Genomic DNA, 15,102 nt, shown 5'->3' on the forward strand with positions numbered 1-15,102 from the left:
CCGTGTGACGGAGGAGCATATGACCAGGAAACAAGAAAACCAATTCTGGGATCGCCTGCGAGGCGTAACGGAAGACGCCGGGGCGGACCCGCAGACCCTCGAGATCTTTGACGAAGCCGTCTCCCGGCGTCGTTTCATGGGCCGCATGGGCGTGGGCGGCGCTGCCCTGACGCTGTTCGGCTTTGGTGCCGGCACCGACGCCGCGATGCGCGGCCTGTTCGGGCGTGGCCTGATCCCGGCTGCCTGGGCGGACGAAGCGAATGGCCTCGAGGACGAGCAGGCGAAGTCCGCGATGTCCGACGCCGGCAAGGAGGATGGCCTGATCGTCCATAACGATCGCCCGTTGAACGTCGAAACCCCGCCGCACCTGCTGGAAGACGAGGTTACCCCGGCCAGCCGTCATTTCATCCGCAACAACGACCTGATCCCGCAGCAGGCGCTGGATCGCGACCCGAATGGCTGGTCGCTGAAGATCGACGGCGAGGTGCATGAAGAGCTGGAGATCGGTCTCGACGACCTGAAGAGCATGGACAGCAAGGACCTGGTCCTGCACATCGAGTGTGGCGGCAACGGCCGTGCGAACTTCGACCCGCAGCCGCGCGGCAACCCCTGGGACCGCGGTGCGGTGGGTAACGCCAAGTGGACCGGCGTGCCGCTGAAGGACATCCTCGAGCGGGCCGGCGTGAAGGACAGCGCCGTCTACACCGCGCACGAGGGCTACGAGCCGATCCTCGGTGACCGCGGTCCGTTCTCCCGTGGCGTGCCGATCGACAAGGCGATGGAAGAGCACACCATCGTGGCCTATGCGATGAACGGAGAGGACATCCCTGCGACCCACGGCTTCCCCGTGCGTCTGGTGGTGCCGGGCTGGTACGGCTCCTGCTCGCACAAGTGGCTGAACAAGATCACGCTGCGCGATCAGGAACACGACGGCCGCGGCATGACTGGCTACTCCTACCGCATGCCCAAGTATCCGGTGGCCCCGGGCGAGCGCCCGCCGGAAGAGGACATGAAGGTCGGCGGCCCGTGGCTGATCAAGTCCGTGATCACCGGTCCGAAGAAGGACACCGGTCTGGAGCGTGGCGAGACCGTCAAGGTCACCGGCCATGCCTGGGCGGGCGAGGACGAGGTCGCGGAAGTCTGGATCTCCACCGACTTTGGTCTCAACTGGGAGAAGGCCGATCTCAAGGGCGACCCGGTCAACAAGTACGCCTGGGTGCACTTTGAGAAGGAGCTGTCCTTCGAGAATCGCGGCTACTACGAGATCTGGGCCCGCGCGGTGGACGACAAGGGCAATACTCAGCCCATCGTTCAGCCGTGGAACCCGCGTGGCTACGACGGCAACATCGTCCACAAGATCCCGGTCACGGTCGCTGCGTGACAAACCTCCATACCCGGGGCATCATTTCCCCGGGTTTCTCTTGAGCAGAACGGAGTACGCATGAAGCGTTTTGTAATGCTGTCGCTACTGGGGTTGGCGTGTGCGGCCCTGGCTTCGCCCGTTGTTGCCGAGGAGGCCATTCCCGAGGAAGAACAACAAGCCCAGGAAGAGAAGGCCGAAGAGGTCTCGGCGACCAAGGAATTGTTTGAACAGACCTGTGCGGCCTGCCACGGCATCCGTCAGGCGACCAACCAGAACCTGAATCGTGCTGACTGGAACTGGGTCATGGACGACATGGAAGACTACGGCATGACCTGGCTCACCGATGAGCAGCGTGACGACATCGTGGATTTCCTGGTGGAGAACTACGGTTACGGTGATTAAGGCTGTGCAGGAGAGCTCCGTTGTCAGGAGCCGTACTTCCAGGCGCCCCACGGGGCGCCTTTTTTGTGGTGGTCTCTGTGCAGCGCGGCAAGCCGTGTGCGCTTCGCGAGCCTGTCCGTCGCCCTTGCATGGCCGGTGGCGATGCCGGGTCTCGTGGTGGGTCAGTCCGCGGCGTGCGAGATGGCCCAGCAGCGATGGGGTGGGGGTGGGCGGCGGAAATCCTCGTCCAGCGTCTCGCGAGTGATCTCGCGGACTTCCAGGCCCGCGAGGGACTCAGTGTCGAGTTCGAAGCGGCGGCGGTTGGTCGAGAAGTACAGGATGCCGCCCTCGGTCAGCAGGCGCGCGGCGTCCCGGATCAGTTCGACATGGTCGCGTTGCACCTCGAAGTCCGCCTCGGTGCGTTTCGAGTTCGAGAAGGTCGGGGGATCGAGGAAGATCCGCTCGAAGCGCAGCGCCGGGTCGTCTGCGGCCTCCCGTACCCAGGTGATGCAGTCGGCACGCAGCAGCGCATGGGTGTCGGGGCGCCGCCGACTGCGCCCATCGCGCACGCTGGCCTCGAAGCCGTTGGCCGCGAGGTTGTCGGCGGCCCAGTCGAGGTAGGTGTTGGACAGGTCCACCGAGACGGTCTGGCGGGCACCCCCCATGGCGGCATGGGCACTGACCGCCGCGGTGTAACAGAACAGGTTCAGCAACCGAAGGCCCCTGCATTCTTCCTGCAGACGGCGCCGCATCGGGCGGTGGTCCAGGAACAGCCCGCTGTCCAGATAGGCATCCAGCTCCACCTTCAGCCGGCAGCCGTGTTCCTCGACCCAGAAGGGGTCGGGTTGGGCGGTCTCGGCGCGCTGGTACTGCGAGCGGCCTTTCTGGGCGCGCCGCTGCTTGTAGTGCAGGTGGGCGGGCGCGACGCCGGTGACCTCCAGAGTCGCGGCCAGCGCCCCGCGCAGGCGCGCCTCGGCACGCGCGGGTTCGACCGATGCCGGGGCGGCGAACTCCTGCAGGTGCAGGTGCACGGAGCCGTCGGTCGCCTGGTAGCGATCGATCAGCAGCGGGTACTCGTCCAGGTCGGCGCTGTAGATGCGGTAGCAGGTCACGCCCTGGCGCCGGGCCCAGCGATCCAGGTGCTTCAGGTTCTTGCGCAGGCGGTTGGCGAACTCGGGTGCCGGGGGTGCCGCCTCGGCCTGTCCCTCGCGGGCATGGATGTCGAACTCCAGCAGCTGGCAGTCGATCGGGCCGTTGTGTACGCGGTACTTGCGCGTGGCGCGCAGCCCGAGGCGGCGGGAGTCGGTGGTGTCCGCGACCAGCAGGGCCACCTGCCAGCCGCCAAAGGCCTGTTTGAGGTGCTCGCCCAGCAGGCTGTAGAGCTTGATCAGTTCGGGCTGGTCGCCGATGCGTTCGCCGTAGGGCGGGTTGCTGATCAGCAGCCCGTTCGGTGCGGGGGGCGTGAGGGTCAGCACGTCGGCGACCTCGAAGCGGGTGCAGGCGGCGACTCCGGCTGTGCGGGCCGCCTGGCGCGCGGCCTGCACCGCGCGCGGGTCGCGATCCGACCCCAGCAGCGTCGGGCCCTGCCAGGGGCGGACCGCCGCCTGGGCCGTATCCACACAGCGCTGCCACAGGGCGGCGTCGTGCCCGGCCCAGCCCTGCGGACGGAAGTCCTGGCGCAGCAGCCCGGGAGCGGTGTGCGTGGCGATCAGGGCGGCCTCGATCACCAGGGTGCCGCTGCCGCAGAACGGGTCCAGCAGCTGCGCCTGTTCCGGGTCGTCCTCGACGCGTGCGGGCCAGCCGGCACGGGCGAGCAGGGCCGCGGCGAGGTTCTCGCGCAGCGGGGCCGCCCCTCCGGCGCCGCGATAGCCGCGCCGGTGCAGGCCGCCATTGCCGATATCCACGGACAGCCGGGCGTGATCCCCCTGCAGCTGCAGCAGGATGCGGACGTCCGGGTGTTTCGGGTCCACGTCCGGGCGGGCGCCGGTTGCCTCGCGGAAGGCGTCGGCCACCGCGTCCTTGATGCGTACCCCGGCGAAGTGGGTATGGTGGATGTGGCGGCTCTTGCCGCCGACCTCGACCGCGAAGGTCGCACCGGGGTCCAGCAGCGCGGGCCAGTCGATCGCGCGGGCGGCGGTGTAGCAGCCATCCCCGTCCGGCTGCTCGAAGCGCGCCAGTGGCAGCAGGATACGGCTGGCGATGCGGCTGCCCAGCAGTACGCGGTACAGCGTCTCGAGATCGGCCGAGAAGTGCACCGCGCCGCCCTCCTCGCGCACGTCGGCGGCGCCGAGGGTAACCAGTTCCTCGGCCAGCAGGGGGCCGAGCCCGCGGGCGACTGTGGCGCGGTATTCCTGCGGGGTACTGGGATCGTTCTCGGGCGTGGCCATGCGGTGTCTTCCTGGGACGGGGGCCTATCTTGCCACAGCCGCCGTTGGGGTCAGCGCAGCAGGCGGCGTCGGATCAGCGCGGTCGCCAGGATGATAGCCGCCGCGCCGTAGCCCGTGATCACCGCCAGGTGCGGCCAGACGCTGGCGGGCCAGCTGCCGGTCATCAGCGGACGCACGATCTCGACCACGTGCGCCAGCGGCAGGGCCAGCGCCAGGGTCTGCACCCAGTTGGGCAGCTCCTGTAGCGGGAAGAACACCCCGGAGAGCAGGAGCATCGGGGTCACCGCGAGGGTGAAGTAGTACAGGAAGAAGTCGTAGCTGCGCGCCAGCGCGGTGATGACCAGGGCGAGCGCGCCGAAGGTGAACGCGGCGAGGAAGATCACCGGCAGGGCGAGCAGGGCGCGAGCGTCGCTCACCAGCCCCAGGACTGCGGCGACGACGAGGATGGTGGTGGCACTGATCAGGCCCTTGCTCGCGGCCCATATCGCCTCGGCGAAAACGATGTCGTCCAGCGTCAGCGGTGTGGCCAGCATCCCGAGCCAGGTGTTCTGCTCCGCCATGCGCGTGTAGGCGGAATACATGCCCTCAAAGCTGGCGGTGAACATCGCCGAGGAGCAGATGATCCCGGAGGCGATGAACACCATGTAGCTCATGCCGTCGAGGTCACCCACCAGGCGGCCGAAGCCGTAGCCAAATGCGAGCAGGTAGAGGATGGGTTCGCCGAAGTTGCCGAGCATCGACGGCACCAGGAGCTTGCGCCAGACCAGAAGGTTGCGGCGCCAGACCGCGACGAAGCGCAGGCTGGGCCGGGGGAGCCAGGTCGAGGTTGGGTCGGACATCAGTCGCGCAGCTCGTGGCCGGTGAGTTTCAGGAACACGTCTTCCAGGTCCGCCTCGCGCAGGGTCGGTTCGAGGCCCCGGGCGCGCAGGCGTTCGCGCAGCCGGTCCGGTTCGGCCGTGTAGACCAGCCAGGTATCCGCGACCTGATGGGCGCGATCCCGGGGGCCGATCTCCTGCTCGATCGCGGTGCCGGCATCGGGCCCGCCGACCGTGACCACCCAGGGTTCGATGTGCTCGGCGATCAGGCGGCTGGGTCGGTCACAGGCAATGATGCGGCCGTGGTCGATGATCGCGATGCGATCGCACAGCTCCTGGGCCTCCTCCATGTAATGCGTGGTCAGCACCAGCGTGACGCCGGAGGCGCGCAGCTGCCGGAGCTGGCGCCAGAGGTGGTGGCGCGCCTGTGGGTCCAGCCCGGTGGTCGGCTCGTCCAGCACCACGACCTCGGGTTCGTTGATCAGGGCGCGTGCGAGGGTCAGCCGGCGCTTCATGCCGCCGGACAGGGCATTGATGCGCGCGCCGCGCTTGTCGTTAAGGTTGACCTGCTCCAGCAGGTGATCGATGCGCGCCTGGACCGTTGCGCCGGAGAGACCGAAATACGCGGCATAGGTTCGCATGTTCTCGATCACGGTGAAGTCCGGGTCCAGCGTGTCGAACTGCGGCACGATGCCCAGGCGCTTGCGCACCTCGCGCTCGCCTTCCGGCATCGGAAGGCCCAGTACTTCGACCTGACCGCCGTCGATCGGGGTCATCCCCAGCAGCATGCGCAGGGTCGTCGTCTTGCCCGCGCCGTTGGGCCCAAGCAGCCCGAAGAACTCGCCGCGCGGGATCTCCAGGTTCACGCCATCGACAACGGCTACGCCGTCGTATCGTTTGTACAGGGACTGGATGCGGATTGCGGGCAAGCAGGCGGTTCGCGGAAGAAAGGAGTGCATACCTTACCGGTTTGCCGCGGATAGCCCAATATGATTCGCGCGTGTTCCAGGGCTCTGGCGCGGGCACAAAAAAGGCCCGGCAGCTGCCGGGCCTTCAGACGACAAACGTGCGTGTGATGGCAGGTGTCGCTTTACGGGCGCAGGTAGACGAAGCCCTGCTGCTGCAGATGGGCGATCTCGGCCACACCGCTGGGGACGATGTCGTCCTCGGAGGCATCGTAGAGCTCGTCGGCGATGCTGATATTGCCGCGGGTGACGGTGACGTTGCAGATGTTGAAATCAACACCCTGCAGCTTCAGTTCGTCGATGCGGCCGGCCAGGTCCTCGCTCTCCTTGGCATTGCGCAGAAGGCCCAGGCCCGGACCATGCATGACCACGCGGATGTCCATCTTGTCGGCGCCCACGGCATTGATGTGGTTCTGGATGTTGCCCATCGCGGCCATGTGGCGGTCCATGTCGTTGTAGTTCACGTGGTAGACCACCTTCTGTTCGCCGTATTCCGCCAGCGCGGTCGCCGGGGCGATCAGCAGGAAGGAGACCAGAGCCAGGGCGATAATATGCAGGTGCTTCATGACGCGTTTTCCTCGTTCAAGGTCCCGGTTGGGATTTTCCTTTTATTTTGCAGCCGGTGCTTCCCTTTGGGGCTGCTTTGTCCGGCTTTGATATGACGCGTTAACGGGGTTCTTATTCCGGCTGGTCCGACTGATTTTTGCGGGTATTTCTATATTCAAATAAAGACTGGAATTGTGGTTGTGTATTTCCTTCTGGAAACCTGGTTCCGCTCAAGAAAAAGGCCCGGCCAAGGCCGAGCCCAAAGGGCCACCGGGAGAACACTCGGTGGCTTGGAGGAAATGTGGTACTTACGGGCGCAGGTAAACGAAGCCCTGCGTCTGAAGGTGGCCGATCTCGCCGACTCCGCTAGGTACCAGGTCGTCTTCGGTGGCATCGAAAAGCTCTTCCGAGATGTCCACGTTGCCCCGGGTGACGGTGACATTGCAGATATTGAAATCAACGTCTTGCATCTTCAGCTCTTCGATGCGGGCGGCCAGGTCTTCGCTCTCCTTGGCGTTGCGCAGCAGGTGCAGGCCCGGGCCATGCATGACCACTCGGATCTCCATGTTTTCCGCGCCCACGGCATTGATGTGGTTCTGGATGTTGCCCATGGCGGCCATGTGGCGGTCCATGTCGTTGTAGTTCACGTGATAGACGACTTTTTGTTCGCCGTAGTCGGCCATGGCGGCGCCGGGAAGGGTGAGCATGGCGGCGGCGGTCAGGGCCAGAGGCAGGATAAAAGCTTTCTTCATTGGTGGGCTCCTTGCGGTATTCCCGTTCTTTTACATATTCGGTGTGGCGTATGCCGAGCTTCTAGGAAGCACACTGGACCCTTTTGCTTCCGTGGCTTTTTGAATCCAGTTGTGGGTAGGACGGGAACGCGGGGTAATTATTCCGATCTAATTAAAGATAATCGCATCATGAAATACGGTAAATAATTAAATAATAAAAAACCGTTCGGAGGTCTCAGTGAAGCCATGGGCGGGGGATTGGGTTCAGGGCTGTCGCGGTGACTGGGTGGGCAGGGCGGGGAGGACGAGGCGGGCTGCGGTCAGGGCGAGCCGGGGGGGGTTCGGCGAGAGTTCGCCAGACCCATGACGTTTACTTCGGAGAAATCCGTCAGCCGGACCAGCGGGCCGCCAAAACTGACGGTCATGACTTGAACAAACGCCAGAAGTCAGCCGACCAGGGGGTGTTCGGCGATGCCTCGCGGTCTCCACCCTCCGGTTGTGTAGGTTGCTAGAGTGTGGGGCTTTCGAAACCACTGGACGCCCATTCGATGGCCGTCCCTCGCCAGGAGTCCTCGCCATGACCACTGCATCCAGCCTCCCCGAAGCACTGCAGCCGATCGGCTGCGTGGGCCTGGGCATCATGGGGGCCCCCATGACCCGCAATCTGCTGCGTGCCGGGGCGGATATCCGGGTCTGGGCGCGTCGGGCGGAGGCGGCGGAGTCCCTGGTAGCCGAGGGTGCCGGGGCCGCCTCCAGTCTGGCGGAACTGGTCTCCAGCGTGCGCGTGCTGGTACTGAACGTCTCTGACACCCCGGATGTGGAGCAGCTGATGCTGGGCCCGGATGGGGTGCTCGAGCACGCCCGCCCGGGGCTGCTGGTGGTCGACCACAGCACGATCGACCCGATCCGCACCCGCGCGATTGCGCAGGCCGCGGCAGAACGGGAGGTGGTGTTTGTGGATGCGCCCGTGTCCGGCGGCGAGCCGGGGGCCCGTAGCGGCACGCTCAGCCTGATGGTTGGTGGCCCGGAGGAGGCGGTCGATCGGCTGCGGCCGATCTTCGACATCGTGGGTTCGACGCTGACGCATGTCGGGGCCAGCGGGGCCGGTCAGATCACCAAGGCCTGCAACCAGCTGGTGGTGGGCGAGACCCTGGTCGCCATTGGCGAGGCCTTCGCGCTGGCGGAGCAGACCGGGGTCGATCCGGCGCGGCTGCGCGAGGCGCTGATGGGTGGGTTTGCCGCTTCGCGTATCCTCGAGGTGCACGGCCAGCGCCTACTGGACGGTGACTTCGAACCCGGCTTTCAGGCTGGGCTCTACCACAAGGATCTGGGCATCGTGGCCGGTCTGGGCGAGCAGGTGGGCCTCAGCCTGGACGGCCTGGAGCCGGTGCGCCACGCGGTAGACAAGGCGCTGGCGGCCGGGCAGGCCGATCACGATGTCGCGATCCTGGCGCGTTTCTGCCTGCATGCCCGTGGCGAGGGCACCAGGGATTGAGGTGCGAGGTCAGCCGAACAGACGCCAGAGGATATACAGCAGCGAAAAGATCAGGCTGAACGCGATGCCGGCCCAGGCCAGACCGCGCAGGCCACGCCCCGGGCGGGCCGCCTCCGGCATGTCCGGCGACATGACCACCTTGAAGGTGATCCACGCGAGTATCGGTGCGGAGAGGAAGGACAGCAGCGTCGCGATATCCACCAGCCGCGTGAAGTGCTCCCCGGCCTGCGAGATCAGCAGCAACGCACCGCTGGCCACGGCCAGCAGCGCAATGCGATAGCCCCACCAGTCGAGTCCGCGCTCGCCCTTGCGCGATGGGTCCATGGTCTGCGGCGCGTGGCCGTCCTCGCGCAGGGTGCGGATGATCGCCACGATCACGCGGGGGTAGGCATCGGTGACCGCCAGGGTGGTCGAGAACATCGTGGTCAGGGCCGCCACGGCAATCAGGGTGCGGCTCCATTCGCCCAAGCTCTGGGCGTACAGGTCCACCAGCTGGGCCGAGAATGCAGCCGCCCCGGCGGCAAAGCCGATGCCGCTGCCGTACATCAGGACCGCGCCCAGCAGCATGAACGCCACGGCAATCACCACTGCGCCCGCATAGCCGAGGCGGAAGTCGAAGATGGCCTCGCGCACGGTCGGCGCGTGGCCGGTCTGGCGGGCGCGCTCCTGGGTCCAGATCGAGTGCCAGGCGGCCACGTCCAGCGGGATGGGCATCCAGCCCAGAAGCGCGAGGATGAAGGCGAAGCCGGCCAGGGTCCAGAGGTTCGACCACTCCTGGGCACCGGACAGGGTGGCGAGGTCCGGGGCCTCGCGAAAGGCCAGCGCGACTGCGGCCACGGTGGATACGCTCAGCGCGGCCATGATGATCTTCATGCCCAGGTCCAGGCCGCGGTAGGCGCCGATCATCAGGAAGGTGATGCAGGCAGCGAGGACCAGCGCCGAGACCAGCGTGACCGAGAGGTCGAGGTCGAATACCAGTGTGACCAGCCCGGCAGTGGTCAGCGTGACTACCGCCTGGATGGCGAACAGCGTGCCCACGGTCACCGCGATGTAGAGACCCAGGGCCCAATTGCCCAGCCGGTGGTAGCCGGTCAGCAGGTGATGGCCGGTGGCGGCTGCATAGCGCGGGCCGAACTCCAGAAACGGGTACTTGAACAGGCAGGCCAGTAGCACGATCGGGATCAGCAGAAGCCCGTACTCCGCGCCGCCCCGGGTGGCCTGGACCAGATGCGAGACCCCCACGGCCGCACCGGCCATCAGCAGCCCCGGGCCAATGGCGGCCCGAAGCGAGGCGCGAGTGGACGGACTCATCCAGGTTCCTTTCGGTCGGGAATTCGGCCCGCGATTATAGGGGAATTGCCCGCGACCGCCATCCGGCGACGGCTATAGCCGTGAGCCCGCTGTTACGTCGTTAAAGCGCCAGCGGGGTTCGGCGGTAGAGCTCGGGGGCGGGCGGCTTGAGTTCTTCGGATTCCGGGAAGCGCTGCACCAGCTTGTCGTAGTAGCTGCGGATGTTCCGCACGTAGTGGACCGGCTCCCAGCCGCGGGCGTAGCCGTAGCGGGTCTGCTCGTACCATTCGGACTGCGCCAGACGCGGCAGCCATTGCATCACATCCAGCCAGCGATCCGGGTCGTCGCCGTTGGCGGCCGCCAGGCGCCGGGCATCGTGCAGATGACCCAGTCCCACGTTGTAGGCAGCCAGCGTCATCCAGGTGCGGTCGGGCTCGGAGATCGATTCCGGCAGCCGTTCCCGCAGGTCGATCAGGTACCGCGTGCCACCGTCGACGCTCGCGGCCGGATCGGTGCGGTCCTCGACGCCCAGCCCCTCGGCGGTAACCTGGGTCAGCATCATCAGTCCGCGCACGCCGGTGGGGGAAACTGCATCGGGATTCCAGTGGGATTCCTGGTAGGCCACCGCGGCGATGAAACGCCAATCGAGATCGTGGGTCTCTCCGGCCTCCTCGAACAGCGGACGAAACTGGTCCAGGCGATGCTCGACGCGGCGCGCGAAGGTCAGGGCATCCACCAGGTCGTGGGTGTCCAGATGGCCGAGATAGCGATCGAGTAGCAACTCCAGTTCACGGTTGTCGCGCAGCCTGGCGATGTACTCCTCGGTGGCGTCGATAAGGCTACGATCAAAGCCTGCCGGGAATAGCCAGCGGACCTCGGCGCTGCGTTCCAGTTCGTGTGCCTGACGCAGGTTCGGGTGCATGCGCCGCAGTCGACGGTACTCCAGGGAATTCATCACTGCGTAGTCGATCTCGCCACGCTCCAGGGCCTCGCGCAGGGCCTCGGCGTTGGTGTAGGGGATGAGTTCGCCATTGGGCTGGTCCGTTTCTTCGTCGCCGTCCGGGGGGGAGGCGCTCGGGTCGAATGCCCCCCCCTCGGGCGCTGGCTCGGCCTCGGTTGCTGGATCCGGTGACAACCCCGGCGGGGTTTCCGGTTCCATGCCGACCTCGGCCAGCAAGGGCTGGCTGAGGCTCTCGGGTACGGGGGCCTGTGCGGTCATGCCGACGCGCGCCCCGGCTGGTATGTCGGTCAGCGCCAGCAGCGGTGTAGCCCGTTCGTTCTCGTTCCAGAAGACCACGACATGCTTCACGCTCAGGATTTCCGGGCCGGCTTCGATCAACGGATCGTGTGGCGGCACGAGCAGGCCGGCGGCGATGTCGATGCGGCGTTGGCGCAAAAGGCGATGGGCGGTGGCGGCGTCGTCCACGCGGGTCACGCGCAGGCGCGTGTCGAGCTCCTCGGCCAGACCGTACAGCAGCTCCAGCTCGAGTTGGTCCCGCCCGGCGGTGGCGGCGAGCTCGGAGCGGCCCAGGGGGCGCTCGACCAGGGCCACTCGCAACTCGTCACGAAAGGTCAGCTGTTCCAGCGCCGCTGGCGGGTTGTAGTACACCCGCAGCACAATGGCGGTCAGCAGCACGATGAACAGCCCCAGTTCGATCTGGCGCCAGGTGCTGCTTGGGGGGCGGAGTTTCAGATGCGTGCCCATGGCACTGGATCATACCCAATTGCCCCGGTGGTCACCGGGGATGGTAGGGAAACACGTTCGTGTTTCCCTAGCGCCAGTTCAGCACCAGACCCTGGTCGCGCAGGATCTTGAGCGCGGGGTCAACGCAGGTGTCGATGAAGGAGGCACGGCGCGGGTTTTCGCGGGCGATGCGGCGATAGTCCGGCCCCTCGGGCAGGCCGGCCAGTTCGTAGATATCGCGGGTGGGGTAGTAGAACGCATGCACGAACTGGCGGAACACGCGGCGCATCAGCGGGCGGTAGGCCCATTTCTGCCAGGACGGGAGCGTATCCAGATAGGATTCCAGCGTGTCGCGGGCATGCGCCATGTGACGCGCCTCGTCGATCATGTGCCGGGTCACGATGTCGTCCACCGTCGGGCTGATCGAGTCCTTGTGCTGGCGGATCAGTCGGTTCATGCGATCCGGGACCTCTTCGCCGATCATCACCGCGATCCAGAAGATCGAGGACTCGAACGGAGAGAAACGACCGACCAGGGTGGCCAGCTTCGGCTTCGGGAACCGGCGTTCCGGCAGGGGCAGCCCGCTGCGGCGCATGAACTCGATGAACATCAGGCTGTGGCCGGCTTCCTCGCGCAGCTCGTGCAGGCGATAATTCAGCCGGTCCAGACGACCGGCCGAGTGCATGGATATGCGCGAGATGCGCTCCATGAAAAGGCCTTCCAGCCACAGCGCGCCACTGATGAAGTACAGAAACTCGTATTGCGACAGGCGCCGTTTGCAGGCATCGTCCAGCGCCGAGTATTCGGGGGTGCCGAAGAGCGAGACAGCCTCCTCCGGGATCCAGAAATCGTCCAGCGACAGCGCGTCCCAGCGCACGTGAGTGAGCGGGTCCTCGTACGGCTGGCTGTTGCGGCTCAATAGATCGAGCAGCTCCTGCGAGGGATTCATCGAAGGCGTACCGAAGGCGCTGGGCGGTTAAACGCCCGAATCATACCGGCATTGTCAGTCCGGACCAACGCCAACCCGTTGCAATCTGCGGTTGCTACCCCAATATGAGTCAAATGAATATGTCCGCCACCCGTTACCGCGTCAGCTTCCTCAACCAGGGCAAGGTCTACGAGATCTATGCCCGCGAGGTCTATCAGGACGAACTCTACGGCTTTGTCACTGTCGAGGATCTGCTGTTTGGCGAGCGCTCGCAGGTGGTAGTCGATCCCTCCGAGGAGCGCCTGCGCACCGAGTTCGAGGGGGTCGAACGCTTCCATGTGCCGATGCATGCGCTGATCCGGATTGACGAGGTCGCGGCCGTCGGCACGCCCCGTATCCGGGACGCCAGCCAGGACAGTGGCAATGTCCACGCCTTCCCGTCGCTCCCCAGCCGCGGCCCGGGCAAGCCCTCGGATGGCTGATGGTGCCCGTGCCGGGTGTCCGCATTGCTAACCGACCGCCGCTGGTTTACCCTTTCGCGCTTCGCGTAGGCCAGTGCCTTCGCGGGACAAACCGGAGAGGTGGCCGAGCGGTCGAAGGCGCACGCCTGGAAAGTGTGTATACGGTAACCCCGTATCGAGGGTTCGAATCCCTCCCTCTCCGCCAGATTCAAGCAAGGGGGCCCGAGTGGCCCCTTTCGCATGTCTGGCCCCGGAGCTATCGGGATTCGAACCCTCGATACATGAGAAAGCCGGGTTCGACGGGTGACGCACAGCGGCACCCGAACGTCGCCGCAGGCGACGACCCGAAGGGCGAGGCACGCAGTGCCGCGTAATCCCTCCCTCTCCGCCAGATTCAAGCAAGGGGGCCCGAGTGGCCCCTTTCGCATGTCTGGCCCCGGAGCTATCGGGATTCGAACCCTCGATACATGAGAAAGCCGGGTTCGACGGGTGACGCGCCGCGGCACCCGAACGTCGCCGCAGGCGACGACCCGGAGGGCGAGGCACGCGGTGCCGAGTAGTCCCTCCCTCTCCGCCAGATTCAGCAAGGGGGCCCGGGTGGCCCCTTTCGCATGTCTGGCCCCGAGGTGCTGTGATGTGATCCTCCCGGACAGGGCCGTATTTGAAGGCGTTCCACGAGGGCGCAGCGGCCATTCTCGTTGGACGTCGTGCGCGGCGCTCGCGTACACTTGCAGGCGTAACCGCACCCGTCACTCAGCCGCCGAACCGTTGTCCGAATGCGGGGTCCAGCCCCGGTAGACGGTGCGGGCGAGGTCGGGTCAAAGATCCCGAATGAATCGCAGTATCGCCGCCGGCAAATGGCCTGGCGGCCTCGACCCAGACCATCCGGAGGTCCCCGTGTCCGCGCCCGCTCTGCTCGTCCTGGAAGATGGCACTGTGTTTCATGGTCAGGCGATTGGCGCCCTGGGCCAGACGGTCGGCGAGGTGGTATTCAACACCGCGATGACCGGTTATCAGGAGATCCTGACCGATCCCTCCTACCACCGGCAGATGGTCACGCTGACCTATCCGCATATCGGCAACACCGGTACCAACCCGGAGGATGACGAGTCCGCGCGCGCCCATGCCGCCGGGCTGATCATTCGCGACCTGCCGCCGCTGGTGTCGAACTGGCGTTCGCGCGAGTCGCTGCCGGATTACCTGCTGCGTCACGGCATCGTGGCGATCAGCGGGATCGATACCCGCAAGCTGACCCGCATCCTGCGCGAGAAGGGCGCGCTGAACGGCTGCATCCAGGCCGGCGATGTGGACGAGGCTGCGGCCCTGGCGGCCGCGCGCGAGTTCCCCGGCATCAAGGGTATGGACCTGGCGCGCGAGGTCACCACGCGCAGCCGTTATGAATGGCTGGAGGGCACCTGGCAGCTCGGCGAGGAACCGGCGCGGGTGAACCCGGAGCAGGCCGAGTTTCACGTGGTGGCCTACGACTTCGGCATGAAGCAGAACATCCTGCGCAAACTGGCGGACCGTGGCTGTCGCGTGACCGTGGTGCCGGCCGAGACGCCGGTGGACGAGGTGATGGAGCTGAAGCCCGACGGCGTGTTCCTGTCCAACGGCCCGGGTGACCCCGAGCCCTGCACCTACGCGATCGAGGCGATCCGCGACATCTGCGAGCGCAAGCTGCCGCTGTTCGGCATCTGCCTCGGGCATCAGCTGCTGGGCATCGCCAGCGGCGGCAAGAGCGTGAAAATGAAGTTCGGCCATCACGGGGCGAACCACCCGATCCGACACGAGGAAAGTGGGCGGGTGATGATCTCGTCGCAGAACCACGGTTTTGCGATCGACGAGGACAACCTGCCCGATACGCTGACGCCGACCTACCGGTCGCTGTTCGACGGCACGCTGCAGGGGATCGCCCGCACCGACTGCCCGGCCTTCAGCCTGCAGGGGCACCCCGAGGCCAGCCCGGGCCCGCACGACGTGTCCCCGGCGTTCGACGACTTCGTCGAGATGATGCGCGCCGCGCGCAGCTAAAGCACCTCCCGAATTTCCGATTTCG

Annotated in this window: 13 protein-coding genes, 1 tRNA gene and 1 other RNA gene; 7 read left to right on the forward strand and 8 right to left on the reverse strand. The window is 66.1% G+C overall.

The window, feature by feature from the left end:
• Window positions 1-19: 19 nt before the first annotated feature.
• Window positions 20-1,381, forward strand: coding sequence for a sulfite oxidase (locus C936_RS0108000; RefSeq protein ID WP_018138298.1), 1,362 nt, complete (start codon window positions 20-22; stop codon window positions 1,379-1,381).
• A gap of 60 nt (window positions 1,382-1,441) precedes the next feature.
• Entirely contained in the window at window positions 1,442-1,765 is a 324-nt protein-coding gene (locus C936_RS0108005; protein ID WP_018138297.1) for a cytochrome c, read from the forward strand.
• A gap of 161 nt (window positions 1,766-1,926) precedes the next feature.
• Here C936_RS0108005 and rlmKL read toward each other — a convergent pair whose 3' ends face one another.
• The 5 genes from rlmKL to C936_RS0108030 all read right to left on the reverse strand — a co-directional run bounded on the left by rlmKL (window position 1,927) and on the right by C936_RS0108030 (window position 7,209).
• Window positions 1,927-4,131, reverse strand: a complete 2,205-nt coding sequence (rlmKL, locus tag C936_RS0108010; protein WP_018862886.1) for a bifunctional 23S rRNA (guanine(2069)-N(7))-methyltransferase RlmK/23S rRNA (guanine(2445)-N(2))-methyltransferase RlmL — start codon at window positions 4,129-4,131, stop codon at window positions 1,927-1,929.
• A gap of 50 nt (window positions 4,132-4,181) precedes the next feature.
• Window positions 4,182-4,970 carry an ABC transporter permease gene (locus C936_RS0108015; protein WP_018138295.1) on the reverse strand — a complete coding sequence of 263 codons (789 nt, stop codon included), beginning with the start codon at window positions 4,968-4,970 and terminating at the stop codon, window positions 4,182-4,184.
• Window positions 4,970-5,875: an ABC transporter ATP-binding protein gene (locus C936_RS0108020; RefSeq protein WP_018174726.1), complete on the reverse strand. Its 906-nt coding sequence runs from the start codon at window positions 5,873-5,875 to the stop codon at window positions 4,970-4,972. Before C936_RS0108020 ends, C936_RS0108015 begins: the two co-directional genes overlap by 1 nt.
• Window positions 5,876-6,036: 161 nt before the next feature.
• The gene (locus tag C936_RS0108025; RefSeq protein ID WP_018649014.1) at window positions 6,037-6,477 is read right to left on the reverse strand and encodes a DsrE family protein; all 441 of its coding nucleotides are present in this window, start codon (window positions 6,475-6,477) and stop codon (window positions 6,037-6,039) included.
• A 288-nt stretch (window positions 6,478-6,765) separates the two neighbouring features.
• Window positions 6,766-7,209: a DsrE family protein gene (locus C936_RS0108030; RefSeq protein WP_018649013.1), complete on the reverse strand. Its 444-nt coding sequence runs from the start codon at window positions 7,207-7,209 to the stop codon at window positions 6,766-6,768.
• 556 nt (window positions 7,210-7,765) lie between these two features.
• On the opposite strand from C936_RS0108030, the gene C936_RS0108035 reads away from it, so the two are divergent.
• The gene (locus C936_RS0108035; protein ID WP_018138292.1) at window positions 7,766-8,683 is read left to right on the forward strand and encodes an NAD(P)-dependent oxidoreductase; all 918 of its coding nucleotides are present in this window, start codon (window positions 7,766-7,768) and stop codon (window positions 8,681-8,683) included.
• Between the two features lie 9 nt (window positions 8,684-8,692).
• Here the strand turns inward: C936_RS0108035 and C936_RS0108040 are convergent, their stop codons facing one another.
• From C936_RS0108040 to C936_RS0108050, 3 genes are all read right to left on the reverse strand, one after another.
• Entirely contained in the window at window positions 8,693-9,994 is a 1,302-nt protein-coding gene (locus tag C936_RS0108040) for an NRAMP family divalent metal transporter (protein ID WP_018649012.1), read from the reverse strand.
• A gap of 100 nt (window positions 9,995-10,094) precedes the next feature.
• Window positions 10,095-11,678, reverse strand: a complete 1,584-nt coding sequence (mltF, locus tag C936_RS0108045) for a membrane-bound lytic murein transglycosylase MltF (RefSeq protein WP_018138290.1) — start codon at window positions 11,676-11,678, stop codon at window positions 10,095-10,097.
• 67 nt (window positions 11,679-11,745) lie between these two features.
• Complete coding sequence (locus C936_RS0108050; protein ID WP_018174730.1) at window positions 11,746-12,606, reverse strand: diiron oxygenase; 861 nt, start codon at window positions 12,604-12,606, stop codon at window positions 11,746-11,748.
• A 119-nt stretch (window positions 12,607-12,725) separates the two neighbouring features.
• Here C936_RS0108050 and C936_RS0108055 point away from each other — a divergent pair, with 119 nt between their 5' ends.
• The 4 genes from C936_RS0108055 (at window position 12,726) to carA (ending at window position 15,077) form a co-directional block, all read left to right on the forward strand.
• A complete protein-coding gene (locus tag C936_RS0108055) occupies window positions 12,726-13,067 on the forward strand; it encodes a DUF1820 family protein (RefSeq protein ID WP_018138288.1) in 342 nt (113 codons plus the stop codon).
• Between the two features lie 93 nt (window positions 13,068-13,160).
• Window positions 13,161-13,251, forward strand: a tRNA-Ser gene (locus tag C936_RS0108060).
• Window positions 13,252-13,285: 34 nt separating this feature from the next.
• Window positions 13,286-13,437, forward strand: a non-coding RNA gene (locus C936_RS14605) — RtT sRNA.
• Between the two features lie 506 nt (window positions 13,438-13,943).
• Window positions 13,944-15,077, forward strand: coding sequence for a glutamine-hydrolyzing carbamoyl-phosphate synthase small subunit (gene carA / locus C936_RS0108065; protein ID WP_026182198.1), 1,134 nt, complete (start codon window positions 13,944-13,946; stop codon window positions 15,075-15,077).
• Window positions 15,078-15,102 lie beyond the last annotated feature (25 nt).

Source organism: Thioalkalivibrio sp. ALJ4 (genome assembly GCF_000377225.1).
In the GTDB taxonomy this organism is placed as follows: domain Bacteria; phylum Pseudomonadota; class Gammaproteobacteria; order Ectothiorhodospirales; family Ectothiorhodospiraceae; genus Thioalkalivibrio.

What these genes read in the sequence shown, in the direction of transcription:
- C936_RS0108000 (WP_018138298.1), top strand. Translation starts at nt 20, where the DNA reads ATGACCAGGAAACAAGAAAACCAATTCTGGGATCGCCTGCGAGGCGTA.
- C936_RS0108005 (WP_018138297.1), top strand. Translation starts at nt 1,442, where the DNA reads ATGAAGCGTTTTGTAATGCTGTCGCTACTGGGGTTGGCGTGTGCGGCC.
- rlmKL (WP_018862886.1), bottom strand. Translation starts at nt 4,131, where the DNA reads ATGGCCACGCCCGAGAACGATCCCAGTACCCCGCAGGAATACCGCGCC.
- C936_RS0108015 (WP_018138295.1), bottom strand. Translation starts at nt 4,970, where the DNA reads ATGTCCGACCCAACCTCGACCTGGCTCCCCCGGCCCAGCCTGCGCTTC.
- C936_RS0108025 (WP_018649014.1), bottom strand. Translation starts at nt 6,477, where the DNA reads ATGAAGCACCTGCATATTATCGCCCTGGCTCTGGTCTCCTTCCTGCTG.
- C936_RS0108030 (WP_018649013.1), bottom strand. Translation starts at nt 7,209, where the DNA reads ATGAAGAAAGCTTTTATCCTGCCTCTGGCCCTGACCGCCGCCGCCATG.
- C936_RS0108035 (WP_018138292.1), top strand. Translation starts at nt 7,766, where the DNA reads ATGACCACTGCATCCAGCCTCCCCGAAGCACTGCAGCCGATCGGCTGC.
- C936_RS0108040 (WP_018649012.1), bottom strand. Translation starts at nt 9,994, where the DNA reads ATGAGTCCGTCCACTCGCGCCTCGCTTCGGGCCGCCATTGGCCCGGGG.
- mltF (WP_018138290.1), bottom strand. Translation starts at nt 11,678, where the DNA reads ATGGGCACGCATCTGAAACTCCGCCCCCCAAGCAGCACCTGGCGCCAG.
- C936_RS0108050 (WP_018174730.1), bottom strand. Translation starts at nt 12,606, where the DNA reads ATGAATCCCTCGCAGGAGCTGCTCGATCTATTGAGCCGCAACAGCCAG.
- C936_RS0108055 (WP_018138288.1), top strand. Translation starts at nt 12,726, where the DNA reads ATGTCCGCCACCCGTTACCGCGTCAGCTTCCTCAACCAGGGCAAGGTC.